Below are 16718 nucleotides of genomic sequence, written 5' to 3'. Positions count from 1 at the left end.
TCGTAGTGTCTTCGTCGGAACGCCTAGCCATCTGTGTTTGCAATAGCCTCTAAATGATGGCCGACTGCGCTGGCCGTGGTGGTTATTTAAAGTAACCAGTATAATTATTTGAAACTTAAGCGCAAGAAGGCACTTTGATGAACGATAGGAACATGCAGGTAACCACCCTCTCCGCCATACCAGCAACTCCCGCAGCGGCACGCGGCAGAGGGCGGCCCAGCGCTCTCGAAGACCTGCCATGCCCGATCCGCGATGTGCTGGACCGTATCGGCGACGCCTGGAGTGTGCTGGTGCTCACTACGCTGGAATCCGGCCCTGCACGGTTTAACCAGTTGCGACGCCAGGTCGACGGCATTTCGCAACGTATGCTGACGGTGACTTTGCGTCACCTGGAACGAGACGGTCTGGTATCGCGTACGGTGATCCCGAGCACGCCGCCGCAAGTGGAATATGCGCTGACCGTACTGGGATGCTCGCTATGCATGCCGCTCAAGGTGCTGGCTGACTGGGCTGGCAACCATCAAACAGTGATTCGCGGCGCGCGACGGCAATACGATATGACTGACAACTGAGTGCAGGAAGGCTTCCCGGCCGCCGCTGCAATGGCAAATCGGCGGGAAGCCGCTGTTACTCGCGCTGTTACTCGATTAAGTGGAAACGGAAACGCCTGCCTGCCGCGGCACTACGACCTTGCGGCGGCTTGAAGACCAGTCGGCCAGGCGCACATTCTCGCGAATATTGGCGCATGCCTGCACAATCCTTTGAATCTCAACCTCGGTCAGGCCGGAGTTGATCGTCAGCCGTACCAGGGAACGATTTTTCGGCGTCGCCGGCGCACAAAATACAGCGCCGAAAATACCCTCTGCTTCCAACGCCTTGCGCAGAACCAGCGTCATCGGCTCGGTGCCGGCTTCCAATGCGATGATCTGCTCGCTACCGTCGCTGACGTTGTAGCCCAGGGCGCTTAGCTCGGTACGCAGGCGGTGCGCATTACGATGGAGTGCCTGGCGGCGGTCATCGGCTGCGCGGATAAAATCAAGCGCGGCATCGAACCAGGCTAGCTCATGCCCTAGCAGGCAGGAACTGAAAATGGCAGGCCTGGATGTCGATAGAAAGTAGCCTTTGAATTTATGCGAACAGGTAATGAAACCGGCCCGTCCGCTAAAAGCCTTGGCCAGCGAAGCAGTACGGAAGTGCACCCGCTCGGACAATCCCATCTGCGCTACCAGGCCGGCTCCTTCAGGGCCATGCGTGCCGAGTGAATGCGACTCATCCACCACCAGGATACTGCCGCTGTCTTCGGCTACCGCCAATATCTCGTGCAAGGGACACACGCTGCCATTGGTGCTGTACAAGGCGTCAACCACGATCACACCTGCACCGTGTTTTTGTACCTGGCGTCGTAGATGTTCGGTTTCATTGTGCAGGAATGGCACCGCGCGCGCCTGCCCTGAATTCACTCCCTCCCATAATGAAGCATGGGCTTGCATATCGAGATACACCGGCACGCCGGGTTCTGCGATGCTTTGCATCAGCCCCACGTTCGCACTCCAGCCGGATTGTGTAATCAAGCCATCTTCCGAGCCCATGAAATTCGCCATTTTTTGTTCCAGGCGATGCTGCGGGCTACCTTCCTGCAGAAAAACCGTAGACATCAACAAATCGACTTCGCCTCGCTTCAGGCATGCAGCCTGCGCCTCGATCAGCACCGGTTCCCCGGCAATGCATAGATAATCGTTGCTAGAAAGATAAATCGCATCCGGACCCGGCGCATGCCATTTATGCAGATGCTCGCCGCCCAGCAGCTTTTCTATACGTTCGATGTAGTGCTCGTCCATACGCGCAGATACAAAAGCGGGTAAATGTTGCTCCGCTGCAGAACTTAATTCCGCGTGGTAGCTTGTAGTTAGTGGCATAATTTTCTCCCAGTACACTCTGTTAATAAGCCAAACAGAGTAGCCAGAGCTCCCCCGTCTGGAATCTGGCGCCAAACAAGGCATTTCACGTGGAAGCGGGTATTTGGCCGGCTCCGCAACGAACTGCCTAATGACAATTTATGATAGACCATTAACCGACCCACATGAGTGAGCACACTAACAGCTGGATAAGCGAACGTTGGCCGGTCTGGCGGCAAGCCACGGGCAAGTGGTGGGCCGGGTTTTACCGTCAGTACGACAGCAATATCGAGCGCATGATGCTCTTGGCATGGATCGCCGTGATCGGCATGCCGCTGTATTACGTCGTGTGGGCATACTGGTTCCCGCAGCCATACGAAAACCTGGGCTTGCGGATTTTCGGCATCGTGCTGTGCCTGCCGGCCATCGCCCTCAGGCATCAGATTCCCAAAAGGTGGCTGACCGCGTATTTCTTCATCAGCCTGACCTATATAGCCCCGTTCTTCTTCACCTTCATGTTTTTGATGAACGACGGCTCTCCGGTTTGGGGCCAGTCGCTGCTGATCGCCGTGATTATCTTGTTCCACTTCGATACAACGCTGGCATTTTTGTCTTATCTGACAGGCACGATGTTCGCCTACTTTGCTTTTGCCGCGCTCCATGGCGGCTTGGTTCCGCCGAGCTTTCACGCGCTGGAGCAATGGCCGATACAGCTGTTCGCCATAGTGACGGTATCGATCGCCAAGGTCGGCAGAAAAGTCCTGGCGCAGGAAAAACTCGCAGGCATGGCGACCGCGCTGGCGACGGTGTCGCACGAGTTGCGCACGCCGCTACGCAGCATCAATGCCAATGCGCGGGGCCTGAGCCGTCTGTTGCAGGAAAATGCCGTACCAAGCTCGCCCAGCCAGGTCCCGATGGAAAAAGCGTTGGCCAGAATCGAATTCGAAGTGCGGCACATGAACAACGTCATCGATCTGTTCCTGCTGAGCGCCTCTACCGGCAGGGAAAACCTGGTCGCCACGGATATCGTCTCAATGACGGCGGCAGTTGACCTGATGATGCAGCGCTATCCCTTCGTCAACCAGGAACAGCGCGATCTGGTCGCCATTACCGTTCGCTCCGATTTTCGTTTGCTTGGCCAGACCGAACTGTGCTCGATGGTCCTGATCAATTTATTGCGTAACGCATTGACTTCCATCCAGCGTATCGGAAAAGGCCGCATACGGATCGTGCTGGACGGTGCCAGGGCGCGGCCAAGGCTGTTGTTCATCGACACCGGCAGCGGTATTGAACCTGGCCGCACAGAACAGATTTTCGAGCGTTTCTATGCCTATCCCGAACACAACGGCACCGGCATCGGGCTGGCATTTTGCAAAGATGTGCTAAGTGCCTGGGGTGCCCGCATTCGCGTGGTTTCGCGACCGCTGGGCTATACGATTTTCGTGTTGGAATTTCCGCCTGTAGTGCAACAAAAAGCGGCAGAGATGCGCTCTCTGTTAAATTAGCAGTCTTAACCAATCGAGCGCAAGTAGAGTCATTGCGCCTGCAATGCGCCAACATGAACATTTCATTACCTGTTTATCAACACCCTACTTTGACTATCCTGATCGACGATAGTCAGAGTTTCCTGGACAGCCTGGCTTTCCAGCTGCCGCCGCAGATGGCGCGCAAGGTCTTCCACGATACCCAGGCCGCCCTGGAGTGGCTGCGCGACGCCTATCGCCAATCGCCCAGCAAAACCCAGTCGATCCGGGTGAATTATGACGAGCAAAGCTTTTCCTTCGACCGCCGTACCGTTGCGGTCGATATCGACCAGATCTATCGGCAATCGCTGAACCGCCGCCGTTTCATGCTGCCGTCGGTACTGGTGATCGACTATGCGATGCCGCAGATGAACGGCCTGGCGTTTTGCCAGGCGGTCCAGGACCTGCCCTGTAAAAAGATCCTGTTTACCGGCCAGGCAGACGAAAAGATCGCCATCGAAGCGTTCAACAGGGGCCTGATCGATCGTTTCATCAAGAAAGGCGATCATGACGCCCTTGATCACCTGGAAGCGGAAATCCGCACCCTGCAGAAAGAATTCTTCCACGCGCAATCGCTGACGCTGAAAGATCTACTGTCGCGCCACTCTTACACCTTCCTGTCTGACCCGGCCATGGAAGCGCTGGTCGAGCAACTTTGCAAGCGGCATGGCTTTGTCGAGTATTATTTGTTTCCTAACCCAACCGGTATCCTGTTCTTTGATATCCAGGGCAAGGCGACGCTGATGGTGGTGGAAACCGAAGCCAGCCTGATGTCGCAGCTGGAAGTGGCGCAAGACTATGGCGCGCCGCTGGAATTGCTGACCGGCTTGCGGGAAATGCGGCTGGTGCCGTTCTTTTCCGATAGCGGCGGCATGTACACCGACGCGCTGCGCCACGATTGGCTATCATATTGCCTGCCGGCGCAGATTTGTTTTGGTACGCAAGATTATTATTGGGCGCTATTTGATTTCCCGGCACATTATATGCGTGAGTCTTTTTATTCCTTTGCGGAGTTTTTGCGCGATCAATCCGCTGACGTAAAATCATAACCAAAGAAAATCCCATGGTGCGAAGCGAAACCGTTCTCCGATTATCCACGCCCGATCTGCTGCAGATCGCACAAGCTCCCGACTGGGAGCAGTTGCGCGCACGCGCCCAGCGCCTGCTGGCGCAGCTCGGCATCTGCGATTTCATGCTGAAGATGGACGTCTCAGGCGCCAACGGCGCATCGCTGGTGCAAATGTTCGGCACCCTGCCCGGCGCCACGCTCCAGCTCTTCAACCAGCCGGCAGACGACAAGACCGATCCCATCCAACAACACCTGGCACGTTCCTGCCTGCCGCTTAACTGGCAGGTGGAGCAGCTCTGTTTGCTGCATGGCGGGCAGATCTATCCGCTGCTGAAAACCATGGGCATCACGCAGGGCATGAGCCTGGCGCTGCATACAAAACAGTCCGTGAACCGTCTCGACTTTTATTGCAACGCGACGCCGCCGCTGGCGCTGACTGCCAGCGCCCAGGCTGACGCCCTGCTGCTGGGCTTGTATCTGCAGGAAGCCGCCGAACTGCTGTGGCGTAAAGCCACGCCGAACCAGGAGTCGCTGTTGTCTGCGCGCGAGCTCGAATGCCTGCGCTGGAGCGCCGACGGCAAGACCAGCAGCGAAATCGGCCTGATCCTGGGGATATCCCAGCGCACCGTTTATTTCCACATGAAGAACGTGGCGATGAAGCTGGGCGTCTACAGCACCCGCCATGCGATCAGCCGAGCGGTCATGATGGGCATTATCAAACCGAATAACTAACGTTTAGCAAGCGCGTAACGGCATTCCGCATTGATGGCGCCGCCATCGACTGTTTCCTGCTGCAGCCAGCTGCAACATTTATCAAAGGAACTGTCCATGGATCGTCGTATCTACCTGCTGGCGCTGGTGGCTTTCATTGCCGGCCTCGATGAGAATATCGTCGGCGGAATTTTGCCTTTGCTGGCGCATGACTTGAAGGTATCGGTCAGCGTCGTGGGGCAACTGACCAGCATCTTTTCCCTTTCTTTCGCCCTGTGCGCGGCGCTGCTGTTGTCGCTCACCGCCCGTTTCGAACGACGCACCCTGCTACAAGCTGCACTCGCAATATTCGCCACCAGCAACCTGGCGGCCGCGCTGGCGTCCAATTATGCAAGCCTGTTTGTCCTGCGTATCGTTTCGGCGGCAAGCTGTTCGCTGATCGTGGTTCTGTGCACCACCTTTGCCTCGGCGCTGGTAACGCCTGACTATCGCGGCCGCGCCATCGGCGTCATCTTCATGGGGATCAGCGCCTCGCTGGTGCTGGGCATTCCTTTCGGCATTGTGCTCAGCGAGCATCTCGGCTGGCGCCTGCCCTTTGCCGCCATGGCGATGCTGGCCGCCGCACTGATCTTCTGGCTACAGGCCAGCCTGCCGCAAATGACCGCCCGCCAGCCTTTGCCGCTGCGCCGCTACTGGCAACAGCTCACGGTTCCCAGCCTGGCGCTGGCGCAGCTGGTGTCGATTCTGATGATCGCCGGTCATTTCACCTTGTTCGCCTACCTGGCGCCTTATCTCGGCGCCACGCTTGGACTGCATGGCGGCAACCTGAGCCTGATGTATGCGTTGTTCGGCGTCTCGGCGGTGAGCGGCGGCTATCTTGGCGGCTGGCTCTCCGACCGGCTTGGCGCGCGACGCACCATGTGGCTTGTGCCCGCCGTGTTTACGCTGGTGCTGGCCAGTTTGCCGCTGTTCGCCGGCTCGCTCTGGCTGTTCCTGCCGGTAATGATGTTATGGAGCAGCCTGAGCTGGAGTATTTCGCCAACGGTGCAAAGTTACCTGATCAGCACAGCGCCGGCTGCCAGCGAAGTGAATATCGGCCTGAATACTTCCGCCATGCACCTCGGCGTGGCGTTGGGAGCGGCCTGCGGCGGCCTCGTGATTGCCTCGCGATCGCTGGCTGACACGCCCACGGTCGGCGCAGCAATATCGGGGACGGCGTTGCTGTGCGCCCTGCTTTCCCTGTATCTCAGCCGCGCCCCCTCACTCGCAAGCTCGCGCCGCTTATCGCAGCCGGTCGAACCTGGCGACGGTACTTTCTAAGAGGCTGTTGCGAACACAGATGGCTGGGCGCGCCGACGAAGACAATACGAGCAGTACGAGCAGTACGGCTAGGAGGGTATAGCGGAGGTTTCTGACGACATTGTCGTCTGCCTGCGGAACGACCTGGCTTGCAAGCCAGGGGGCGCCCTGCAAGGGCAACAACGCTAGATTAATTTCGCAACAGCCTCTACATCAGGCTCAAGCAGATTCAAGCAGGATCGCGGCGCACTCATGGCTGTTCAAAAAAATGTTTCTCTGCCAGTACGCTGAGATTGCCGCCTAACTGGGCATAACGGAAAGGCGCTTGCACCATCAATTCTTGCGATTGCGCGGTAAGTTCCGGCGCGGTCTGGCGGTAGAATGCGATCCAGCCGAGTATCCCGCCTTTCGGTATCTCCTGCTGGGCGCCGGTTTTTTCGACGAACCAGGCCGGGTCGGCGATGCCGCTCAGGACCAGCTGCGCCAGCTTTTGTAGCCGCTTGTGCCGGCGCTGATACCAGTCGTCATGGTTGAGCCGCGACAGTTCCGCCATCATCACCAGCGGCGCCAACGCGTAATTGTGATAAGCCAGCGCCCGCCCGGCGCGATTCAACTCCTGCGGCAAGCTGCCGTCTTCGCCGATGTCGTTGAGTGCGCTGTCATAGATCTTGCTGGCGGCATTGATGTAGCGCGTATCGCCGGTGGCGACCCCGGTCGCCATCACTGCCAGGCCAACCCAGTAGTAGTGATTGTTGCGCTTGTGCCTGGGATCATCAAAGAACGCCAGCGACGCATCCGCCAACTGCGGTAGCCATGCATCGATATGCGTGCGTTGCGACGGTTCGGCCAACGGCCGCAGTTTGATATAGGCCAGCGCCACGCCGGCCAAGGTCCATTTGCGCTCGTACTGCGCCTGGCTGCTGACTACCTTGCCCAGCATCGCGCCATCTACCGCCCAGCGGTCCAGCCATTTCAATGCGCATTGACCGGCGGCGCTATCGCCGTTGGCGATATAGCGGTCAGCGTTGGCGCTAACGTTGGCGAGATAATCGCTGAACGGCTTCACCGCAGCTTCATTCTTGGCCTTAAGTACCGGATCGACGATCGAATAATGCGCATCCGAGTAGTAACCGTTTGCTTCGATATCACGCAAACCTGCTGGCGCATCAGGACATGCAGCTAAAGCGCTGCCGCTGCACAGACACAGACACAGCGGCAGCATCAATTGGAATAGTCGGCGCGGCATGCGGCTTCCTCGAAATGTGCGTTGAAAAAAACAATGCGGCGGCAGCGCTTCCTGCGCAATGCCAACCCACCCGGGAATTTAAACACAGGCTCGCGCGGCCTACTTCCGATGTATCTTCTTGTTGCAATTTTATGGCGCCATGCCTGTACAGGACGACAGTATGGCAACCAGCGCAGATTGATGGCGCGCCTCGCTGCTCAGTTGCTGCCGGTCGATGCCTTGTTCGGCGGCATGCGCCGCGATGCAAGCCTCCTGCACTGTGGACGCATCTGATCCGGCGAGCAAGTAACAAAAGATGCCGAACAACAAGAGTGCGAGGACAAGCGTTGCGTATTTTGCATATCCGGTGAAACGAGGCGTAGTTTTCTGCTGATTTTCCGAAATGGCTGGCATGGCGGTTCCTTGTCGAAAAGAAGTTAGCTAAACAACTAAATGGCGAAAATAATGCGCCACGCTGGCGCATTTGCTTTCTGTCGCATCTTTCACTTGCATGACGCGCAAGCCGTCTTCAGGAAGGCGGGATCAGCGCGGCATCAGCGGATGCTTTCCCGGATACCACGCAGGGCCGCGATCGAGCCATCAAAACGGTCGTCGCCAACCTGCGCCCGCAAACGCTGCGCCACTTCTGCGCTGACGGCGTTGATAGGCACATCCAGCGCCAACCCCGCGGCCGTGGGAAAGATATTCCATTCACGGCCATCGTCCGCCGAGGGTCGGCGTTCGATAAGTTGCTTGCTCAGCAAGGCATCCAACAAACGGGTCGCAGTTGGCCTGGCGATACCGAAGACATCAGCCACTTCGCTGCTCAGCAAACCCGGCCGCCGCAACACAGTACGCAACACAAAACCCTGCGGCGCAGTCAAGTCGAATGGCCGGTAGGCAGCGTTCCACTCGCGCTCGACGATGCGCGCCAGCGCGGTGGTATTGAAATAGAGACAGTGATCAAACATGAAAGAAGTGTAGGCAGCTATAGTTAGCTAGGCAATCATTATTTTATATAAAGCCTGTTGTTTTTATCTTTTCGCGCACTGCGTGCTTGCTGTTTTGGCATTCCGGCACTACATTGATAACAACGAACATTCGGTACAAATCACCATGGCTAGCCCTACACTTACCCGCGACGAAGTCATTGAACGCATCCTGGCCGCTTTCCGCCGCTTCGGCTACGAAGGCAGCAGCCTGTCGCGCCTGTCGGACGCTACCGGGCTGGGCCGCTCCAGCCTGTACCATTACTTTCCAAACGGCAAGGAAGACATGGCCAGCGCAGCCATGGCGTCGGTTGGCGCCTGGGTCACCCACAATGTACTGCCTACCTTGACCGGCAGTGAATTGCCTGCTGTCCGTGCGCAGCAATTCGCCGGCAAGCTGGCGGAGTTTTACGCCAACGGCATGACGCCTTGCCTGACCGATGTCTTCACCATCGGCGAGGCCGGTGCGCTGTTCCAGCAGCATCTGGGTAGCCGCATGCGCAGCCTGATGGCCTTGCTAGCAGCACTGGCCGAGGATGCCGGCATCGATAAGGTTGACGCCGCCATACGCGCTGAAAATGCCGTGATAGCGATCCAGGGCTCGCTGGTGGTGTCGCGTGCCTTGGGCAGCAACGGCCCGTTCATGCGTATGGTTGAGAATTTCCCCGGTATCCTTCTCGGCGAGTCTGCCGCCTGATTTTCCAGACTGGCTTTAACAACGGTTTTTCAGATTTTTCCTTGACAGGTGCGTGTTCGCTTTGTATTGTACCGATTGTTCGGTACAAAAACGCGCATCATTTTCGTGGTGTTCGTGCCGCATGTAGTCAGCATCCAATTCAATCCCATCAGGAGATTTGCCATGCCAGCCGTCCACCCAAGCCAGCCCATTCGTCTTTATCGCTCGCCGTTTTCGGGCCACGCCCACCGCGTCGAACTGTTCTTGTCGCTGTTGGGCTTGCCATATGAAATGATCGATGTCGATCTACGCGCCGGCGATCAGAAAAAGCCGGAATTCCTGGCGAAAAATCCGTTTGGCCAGGTACCGGTGATTGAAGACGGCACGGTCACGCTGGCCGATTCGAATGCCATCCTGGTCTATCTGGCAAGCCAATACGCCGACGCCAGCTGGCTGCCACGCGATCCGCTTGGCGCCGCCGGCGTGCAGCGCTTCCTGTCATTGGCAGCCGGCGAGATTTACCGCGGTCCCGCCAGCGCCCGTATGGCCACCTTGTTTGGCGTGCCGCTGGATCGTGATGCTGCGCACGCCACCGCCATCCGGCTATTCGGGATCCTGGAGCCGCATCTGGCCGATCAACCGTTCCTGACCGGTTCTCACGTCACGATCGCCGACATTGCGACATATAGCTACACCGCGCATGCGCCGGAGGGCGGCATTGCGCTGGACGGCTATCCGCATATCCGACGCTGGCTGAGCCGGATCGAAGCGCTGCCAGGCTTCGTTCCCATGCGCGCCAGCCAGCAGCTGGCCGCGTGAATACACGAGGGTCCGAGGCGGGCAGTTCGCTTAACCATATGATGAGGTGAGCAATCATGATCAACCCCGAAACGATTGACCCGGGTGCCGGAAAATCGGTATTTCATCGTGGTGAACAGGCCGTGCAGCAGCGCGCCGGCGTACTGGAAAAAATGGCGGCGCGCAGCCAGTTCATCCGCAGCAGCATGCCTGACCAGCATCGCGAATTTTTCAGCCAGCTGCCGTTCATGATCGTCGGCAGCGTCGACCGGCAGCAACAACCGTGGGCGTCGATCGTCACCGGCGCACCCGGCTTCGTGACGTCGCCGGATGCGGAACATCTGGAAGTCCATGCGCATTTGCTGGCTGCCGATCCGCTGCAACACACGTTGGCCGGTAACGCCGCCATCGGTTTGCTGGGCATCGAGCCCCACACCCGACGCCGCAACCGCATGAACGGCAAAATTGAAAAATGGGGTGCAGACGGATGGACCGTGAAAGTCGAGCAGAGCTTCGGCAATTGTCCCAAGTACATCCAGGCGCGCCGGCCGAGCCTGGCCGCCGGGACGGACATCGCCACGCCGGTGATCCACCGCGCCAGCGAACTCGACAGCGCCATGCAAGATCTGATCGAAGCGGCAGACACTTTCTTTATCGCCACCGCATATCTGGGCGATAAATCCGTAGCGGGCGGCGAAGGGCAGGGCAATGGCTACGGCGTAGACGTCTCGCACCGCGGCGGCAAGCCAGGCTTTGTCCGCATCGATGACGCGAAGACGCTGACCGTGCCGGACTTCGTCGGAAATTTTTACTTCAACACCATCGGCAACCTGGTCGAGCATGCGCGCGCCGGCCTGCTGTTCATCGATTTCGTCAGCGGCGATCTGCTGTATCTGGCGGTGACTGCAGAGCTGATCTGGGACGGCCCGGAAGTCATCGCATTCAAGGGGGTAGAGCGCTTGTTGCGCTTCCATGTAGAGCAGGCGATACGGGTGGAAAGTTCGCTGCCATTGCGCTGGAGCGCGGCGGAACAGTCACCGTTCCTTGCGCCCATGGGTTCCTGGTAACGATGTGAAAAAGCCGGCTACCTTTTCCAAGGCCGCCGGCTTTCTTTATGCTCCATCCAATCGTCGTTCCTGAGCGGAACTAACGATAAATTACTGAATTACTCCTGCGGTACCGGCATCAAAGCGCCGGTCAGGTCGCCCATCGGCTTTCCGCCATTGGCCACCAGCGCCTTGTCGCGCGCCGTGATGCCAGCCAGCACCGGCAGCGAATAGCGATGCGTGATGAAACGCAGGATCGAGGCCGTGTCGTACTGCGTATGGTCGACAAATCCTTTCTTCGCATATGGCGACACCAGCAATGTCGGCAGGCGCGTGCCCGGGCCCCAGCGGTCGCCCTTAGGCGGCGCCACGTGATCCCAGAAGCCGCCGTTTTCATCGTAAGTCACGACGATCAGCATGTTCTTCCACTGCGGGCTGGCTTGCAGCTTGGCGATCACGTCGGCGATATGCGCGTCGCCATCGGCGACGTTGGCGTAACCGGCGTGCTGGTTCAGGTTACCTTGCGGCTTGTAGAACGCCACCGCGGGCAATTTGCCCGCCGCCGCATCTTGCAGGAACGAGGCGTCGAAATCCTTCAGATGGCTGGCGCGTTCCGCTGCGCCGGTTGCTGTCGCCGGATCGAAACGGCTGTAGTAATTAAACGGCTGGTGATGCGGCTGGAACTGGATCTTGCCGCCGTAGATCACGCTGCGGCTGGCGTTCGGCGCATCCGCCAACGCGGCATTCCAGGCGCCGGCATACCAGGCCCAGTTGATACCCTTGGCCGTCAGCTGGTCGCCGATGGTGGTTTGCGATTGCGTCGGCAAGGTGGTGGCCTTGCTTGGATCGGCGTAGGCTGCCACGGCAGCCGCGTTATTGCCGCTCGGCTGATACGGCGGCTGCATGGTGTTGACCGCGTAGAACATGCCGGCAGCATCTTTCGGCGTGAGGGTGCTGTCCTTTTGGTAGACCGCCGCGCCGTTCAGGACCGACGTCGGGTTGCCGGTACCTGGGACCAGGCCGATCAGGTTGCCGCTGGCGTCCAGATTGACGGCCGAGATGCTGTTCTTGGCCGGCGAACTGGCGGCGTCAGCATTCGGATAGGTCGGCGCGCAAGCGCAGATCAGGTATTGGTGCGTCAGGAAAGAACCGCCGAAGGTGCCCATGAAGAAATTATCGGCCAGCGTGTATTGCTTGGCGATATTCCACAGCTTCATCTTACTGCCGTCGTAGTAGCCCATGCTGAGGCCGCCGGCGTCGGAGTAAGCAGTGAACTTGTCGTTCTTGCCGCCGTTGATCTGCATCTGGTTGTTGTAGAAGCGATGCACCAGGTCGCGCGTGATGACCGCCGACGACATATACAGCGGACTGTTGACGTTATCGATCTGAAACGGTTTGTTCGGCAGATTGGCCGACTGCGCCTGGGTGATGATCGTGCTCTGGCCAGCCAGGGTCATGCCGCCCCAGGTCGGCGGCAGGACGGGCAGGGTGCTGCCGTCGAAATCTTTTTGCGGAACGTAGGCCGATGTTGAAGTCGGATTGACGCCAGGAATACCGTTAGCGCCTGGATACAAACCGTACAGATTGTCGAAACCGCGGTTTTCCGCAAAGATCACCACCACGTTTTGAATATTGTTCATGGCCAGCGCGCTCCCCAACGCCTGTCCAAGATCAACCGTTCCTCCCTGCGCCACAGCGCTGGCGATGGCTGCATTGACTGCTGCGGCTTCCGCTTTCAGCAGCGCCAAGTCCTTGCTGCCGAGCTTGTTGATATCGGCCAGCAGGTTGGCTTCGGCAGTGCCGATCTTGGCAGCCAGTTTTTTGCTGGCGTCGTCGAAATTACCACCGTTGGCATCCATTGCAGCTGCCAGTTCGGTAGAAATCGCGCTGACGTAAGCGCTGCGGCCTAAAGGTGCGCGGAACACCAGTTTTTGTGCGACGGCAGTGCCTTTGTCGCCCAGCACTTCATGATGGACCGTGCTGGTGTCGATGGTCGCCACGACAGCGCCCTGGCCGCGTAGCGCATATGAACCGTCAGCGCCGGTCTTGACTACTTGCGACGCTGCATCGCAGGTCGCCTTCTTGGTTTTGTCTTCAAAACAGACTTGCGCATTTTCGTAGTAGCTGCCGGTCACCTGGCCGCTGGTGACTCCGCCGGTATCGCCGCCAATTCCTCCGCCCCCGCCACCGCATGCGCTCAATCCCACCGATAATGTCACTGTCGTCACTACAGCCGCCGTCGCCGGCAGCCACTTTGTGGTCCGCGTCATAACCCCTCCCCGGGTGATAAAAAATGCAATCCTATGCCTCGATTATTTCCGCTGTGTGAAATACTGGCTTTCAATCAATATTTATTTTTTGCAAAAATTCGTCATCGTTCTGTCACAGAGCAGTGCTAGCCTTGCCCGTCAAATAACCACAACAACCACAACGTTAGCCGCAGTTCCATCACCATCTCGCTTTCCAGCCAATACCATGAAACCAGCGGTCATCGCATTCCTGAGCGGCATCGGCGCGCTCCTCCTGAACGGCTGCGGCCAGCAACATGCCGATGCCGGTCCTGTAGCGGCAGCCGTAAAGCCGGCGGCGCCGGCCTATGCCGATGCGACTTACGCGCCGACGCTGAAAAAGCAGCCGTCGGTGGCCGCCATGACCGCGCTGGGCCGCACCATGTTTTCCGATCCGTCGCTGTCCGCCTCGGGCAAGATGTCCTGTGCTTCCTGCCATAGTCCGGACCATGCTTTCGGGCCGCCAAACAACCTGGCAGTGCAACTGGGCGGCAAAGACATGGACACCATCGGGACCCGCGCGGCGCCGTCGCTGCGCTACATACAGAACGTACCTGCGTTCACCGAGCATTTTTTCGATGACGACGGCGACGACAGCATCGACGCCGGCCCGACCGGCGGCCACAACTGGGACGGCCGGGCGCCATCGACCCACGACCAGGCGCGGATTCCTTTGCTGTCGGCGCATGAGATGGGCAACGCAAGTCCGGCCGAGGTAGTGGAGAAGTTAAAGAAAGCGCCTTATGCAGCGCAGTTCCGCGAGACTTTTGGCGAAGATATTTTCGACAGCAGGGAACAGGCTTTCAAATGGGCCTTGATGGCGCTTGAGGTATTTCAGGAAAGCCCCACCGAGTTTTATCCCTACAATAGTAAATACGACGCCTTCCTGCGCCAGCAAACCCAGCTCAGCAAGCAAGAACTGCGTGGCCTGCAGCTATTCAACAATCCCGCCAAAGGCAATTGCGCCTCTTGCCACCTCAGCGCAATCAGCCCCAGCGGCGCGTTTCCGCAATTTACCGACTACGGCCTGATCGCTATCGGCGTGCCGCGCAACAAACATATCCCGGCCAATGCCGATCCGAAGTACTACGACATGGGCCTGTGCGGTCCGGACCGTACAGATCTCAAGGACAAGACCGAGTATTGCGGCCTGTTCAAGACGCCGTCCTTGCGTAATGTGGCGATGCGCAAGGTGTTTTTCCACAACGGCAGCTTCACCAGCCTGGAACAGGTGATGAGGTTCTATGTACAGCGCGATACCCAGCCGCAGAAATGGTATCCGAAGGCGAAAGACGGCAAGGTACAGAAATTTGACGATCTGCCAGAGGCATACCACGGCAACGTGAATGTAGAAGCACCGTTCGATCGCAAGCCGGGCGACCAGCCGGCGCTGACGGAAGGCGAGATCAAGGACGTCATCGCCTTCCTGAAAACACTCAACGACGGTTACCGCCCCTGAACAAATAGGAGCGGCAACCGTCGCATTGCTTACTCCTTACCCTTACTCTTATTTACCGTTGTCGCCGAACCAGAAATCGAGCGTCGCTTTCCTCGAAGGCGACTGCACATACTTGGCCAGCCAGTCTGCATCGTCGGCCAGATGGTCCCATGGCTGCTTGCCCTGCTTGGCGCAATCGGCGACGTACTTGCGCCAGCGATAATGGTCGTACACCGCCTGGCAGTTGGCCACATAGGCATCGGCCAAAGCTTGATTGCCATGCACCACGACATAGTTTTCATCGTTTTTCTGGCTGGCGGTATTGCTGAAATTATGCGAACCGGTGATGACCAGGGCGTCGGGCGTACCGGCATCGAGCACGATCGTCTTCGAATGGATGATCGCATGGCCGATGGCGCCAAACTGACCGCGCGTCACTTCTTCCGCCCAGTAGGCAAACGCATTCGCCACACCGGTAGGCTCGATCACTTCCAGCGAAAAATTTGTCTGCGCTGCGCCGTCGACCAGGCCAACCTGCACCGTGCCCGGACTACCCTTGGGTATGGTGTTGGCGACGCCTCGTACATACAACGACTGTCCCTTGGCGATCACTTGCTGGAACAGATCGTTGCCGGGCATGAACATCAGGAAGAAAATGCTTTTCTTGGCATAGGCAATCAGTTGCGACAATTCCGTCAGGTCGATCTTCTTGTTGGTAGCCGTAAAGCGGGCGAAGGCGTTCGCGCCAGGATTGCCCTTGTCGATGGCATGGACCACCGGCAGCACCGAATTCCCCTGTTTCAGGGTGGCGTCGCTGAGATTGCCGGCCGCTTTCAGCCGTTGCCAGGCGGCGAAGTAGTCGGCCGCGACGTCGGCGTTTTCCAGCATGATGCCGTTATTGACCTGGGTGCAAAGACCGGTCGGCTGCCAGTTGGTGCTGCCGGTCCAGGCCTGGTACGGCTGGCCGTTACGACAAAACACGGCAAACTTGTTATGCGCCAGGAATCCCGGTGCAGTCATGCGGTCGATGATGTCTGCGCCGGCTGCCCGCAATTGCGTCCGCATGGCCAGGTTTTCATCGTCGGTTTTAGCCTTGACCGCACCGTTGCCCAGCACGCAATGCAGACGTGGCCCCAGCTTTGCCAACTCCGCGCCAAGTTCCGGATCGGACAGCTCGAACAGGGCGGCATAGACTTCCACGCTGTGGTCCTGCTGCGCCTGCTGCAGCATGTCCAGCATCGCCACGCGCAGATCGCCCGACAGGAATTCCCGCAACTGGTCATGCGCCAGCGCCGCATGCGTCTTGATATCGGCGACTTTCCAATTATTCTTTTTCATCAGACGCGCGACAAACTGCGACAGCACGATGCCGCGATTGAAGTGCGCGGAGATGCCGTCGCCGCATTCCGCCGTCAGCTTGACCGGCGCGGTCCAGTCGCTGGCGACGCCTTCAGTGAGCGCATCAGGCTTGCCCACCATCGCCACAATCCTGTATGACAGGGTGTCGCCGATCTCGCTGCCGTGGTCGGTCCAGGAAATGCGCTGGAAAGGCCAGACGCTGGATGGCTGCGGTTGGTAGTCTTGCTGCGGCTGGGCGCTGAAGCCAACCCGGTTGGGCAACAACTCCGGCGCGGCGCCGTTGCGTTTTCGATAAATAGCAAAGCCGAGACAATCCGCGATGGCGGCCTCGGGTTGCCAGATCAGATAGACATCATCGCAATTTGAAATTACTCGTACAGAAATGGTCGTCATTTTCAATCC

15 protein-coding genes are annotated in these 16718 nt (G+C 58.4%); 9 read left to right on the top strand and 6 right to left on the bottom strand.

All coding sequences use genetic code 11. From position 1 onward, the window contains the following. Positions 1–137 precede the first annotated feature (137 nt). A complete protein-coding gene (locus LT85_RS00670) occupies positions 138–572 on the top strand; it encodes a winged helix-turn-helix transcriptional regulator (RefSeq protein ID WP_253273634.1) in 435 nt (144 codons plus the stop codon). Between the two features lie 75 nt (positions 573–647). On the opposite strand, the gene cqsA is transcribed toward LT85_RS00670, so the two are convergent. Further along, the gene (cqsA, locus tag LT85_RS00665; RefSeq protein ID WP_038484070.1) at positions 648–1916 is read right to left on the bottom strand and encodes an alpha-hydroxyketone-type quorum-sensing autoinducer synthase; all 1269 of its coding nucleotides are present in this window, start codon (positions 1914–1916) and stop codon (positions 648–650) included. A gap of 164 nt (positions 1917–2080) precedes the next feature. Here cqsA and LT85_RS00660 point away from each other — a divergent pair, with 164 nt between their 5' ends. The 4 genes from LT85_RS00660 to LT85_RS00645 all read left to right on the top strand — a co-directional run bounded on the left by LT85_RS00660 (position 2081) and on the right by LT85_RS00645 (position 6518). Beyond that, positions 2081–3400, top strand: coding sequence for a sensor histidine kinase (locus LT85_RS00660; RefSeq protein WP_038484068.1), 1320 nt, complete (start codon positions 2081–2083; stop codon positions 3398–3400). Positions 3401–3453: 53 nt separating this feature from the next. Next, positions 3454–4467 (top strand): response regulator, encoded by a 1014-nt coding sequence (locus LT85_RS00655; RefSeq protein WP_038484065.1) that lies wholly within the window; start codon positions 3454–3456, stop codon positions 4465–4467. Between the two features lie 14 nt (positions 4468–4481). Beyond that, positions 4482–5219: a helix-turn-helix transcriptional regulator gene (locus LT85_RS25105; protein ID WP_052134457.1), complete on the top strand. Its 738-nt coding sequence runs from the start codon at positions 4482–4484 to the stop codon at positions 5217–5219. A gap of 96 nt (positions 5220–5315) precedes the next feature. Then, entirely contained in the window at positions 5316–6518 is a 1203-nt protein-coding gene (locus tag LT85_RS00645) for an MFS transporter (protein ID WP_038484062.1), read from the top strand. Between the two features lie 229 nt (positions 6519–6747). Here the strand turns inward: LT85_RS00645 and LT85_RS00640 are convergent, their stop codons facing one another. From LT85_RS00640 to LT85_RS00630, 3 genes are all read right to left on the bottom strand, one after another. Continuing rightward, positions 6748–7743 carry an alginate lyase family protein gene (locus LT85_RS00640; protein WP_052134456.1) on the bottom strand — a complete coding sequence of 332 codons (996 nt, stop codon included), beginning with the start codon at positions 7741–7743 and terminating at the stop codon, positions 6748–6750. A gap of 129 nt (positions 7744–7872) precedes the next feature. Beyond that, a complete protein-coding gene (locus LT85_RS00635; protein WP_038484059.1) occupies positions 7873–8136 on the bottom strand; it encodes a hypothetical protein in 264 nt (87 codons plus the stop codon). A gap of 140 nt (positions 8137–8276) precedes the next feature. Beyond that, positions 8277–8693, bottom strand: coding sequence for a MarR family winged helix-turn-helix transcriptional regulator (locus LT85_RS00630; protein WP_038484056.1), 417 nt, complete (start codon positions 8691–8693; stop codon positions 8277–8279). Between the two features lie 145 nt (positions 8694–8838). On the opposite strand from LT85_RS00630, the gene LT85_RS00625 reads away from it, so the two are divergent. From LT85_RS00625 to LT85_RS00615, 3 genes are all read left to right on the top strand, one after another. After that, the gene (locus tag LT85_RS00625; protein WP_038494578.1) at positions 8839–9408 is read left to right on the top strand and encodes a TetR/AcrR family transcriptional regulator; all 570 of its coding nucleotides are present in this window, start codon (positions 8839–8841) and stop codon (positions 9406–9408) included. 162 nt (positions 9409–9570) lie between these two features. Further along, the gene (locus LT85_RS00620; RefSeq protein WP_038494575.1) at positions 9571–10206 is read left to right on the top strand and encodes a glutathione S-transferase family protein; all 636 of its coding nucleotides are present in this window, start codon (positions 9571–9573) and stop codon (positions 10204–10206) included. Positions 10207–10262: 56 nt separating this feature from the next. Then, on the top strand, positions 10263–11252 hold the full coding sequence (locus LT85_RS00615) for a pyridoxamine 5'-phosphate oxidase family protein (RefSeq protein ID WP_052134455.1): 990 nt from the start codon (positions 10263–10265) through the stop codon (positions 11250–11252). Positions 11253–11350: 98 nt separating this feature from the next. Here the strand turns inward: LT85_RS00615 and acpA are convergent, their stop codons facing one another. Next, a complete protein-coding gene (gene acpA, locus LT85_RS00610; RefSeq protein WP_038484053.1) occupies positions 11351–13501 on the bottom strand; it encodes an acid phosphatase in 2151 nt (716 codons plus the stop codon). A gap of 205 nt (positions 13502–13706) precedes the next feature. On the opposite strand from acpA, the gene LT85_RS00605 reads away from it, so the two are divergent. Then, a complete protein-coding gene (locus LT85_RS00605; protein WP_038484050.1) occupies positions 13707–14978 on the top strand; it encodes a cytochrome-c peroxidase in 1272 nt (423 codons plus the stop codon). Between the two features lie 48 nt (positions 14979–15026). On the opposite strand, the gene LT85_RS00600 is transcribed toward LT85_RS00605, so the two are convergent. After that, positions 15027–16709, bottom strand: a complete 1683-nt coding sequence (locus LT85_RS00600; RefSeq protein WP_052134454.1) for a phospholipase D-like domain-containing protein — start codon at positions 16707–16709, stop codon at positions 15027–15029. Between the last annotated feature and the right edge of the window lie 9 nt (positions 16710–16718).

The organism is Collimonas arenae, assembly GCF_000786695.1.
Classification (GTDB): domain Bacteria; phylum Pseudomonadota; class Gammaproteobacteria; order Burkholderiales; family Burkholderiaceae_D; genus Collimonas; species Collimonas arenae_A.
This window is presented reverse-complemented; position numbering and strand designations above follow the sequence as displayed.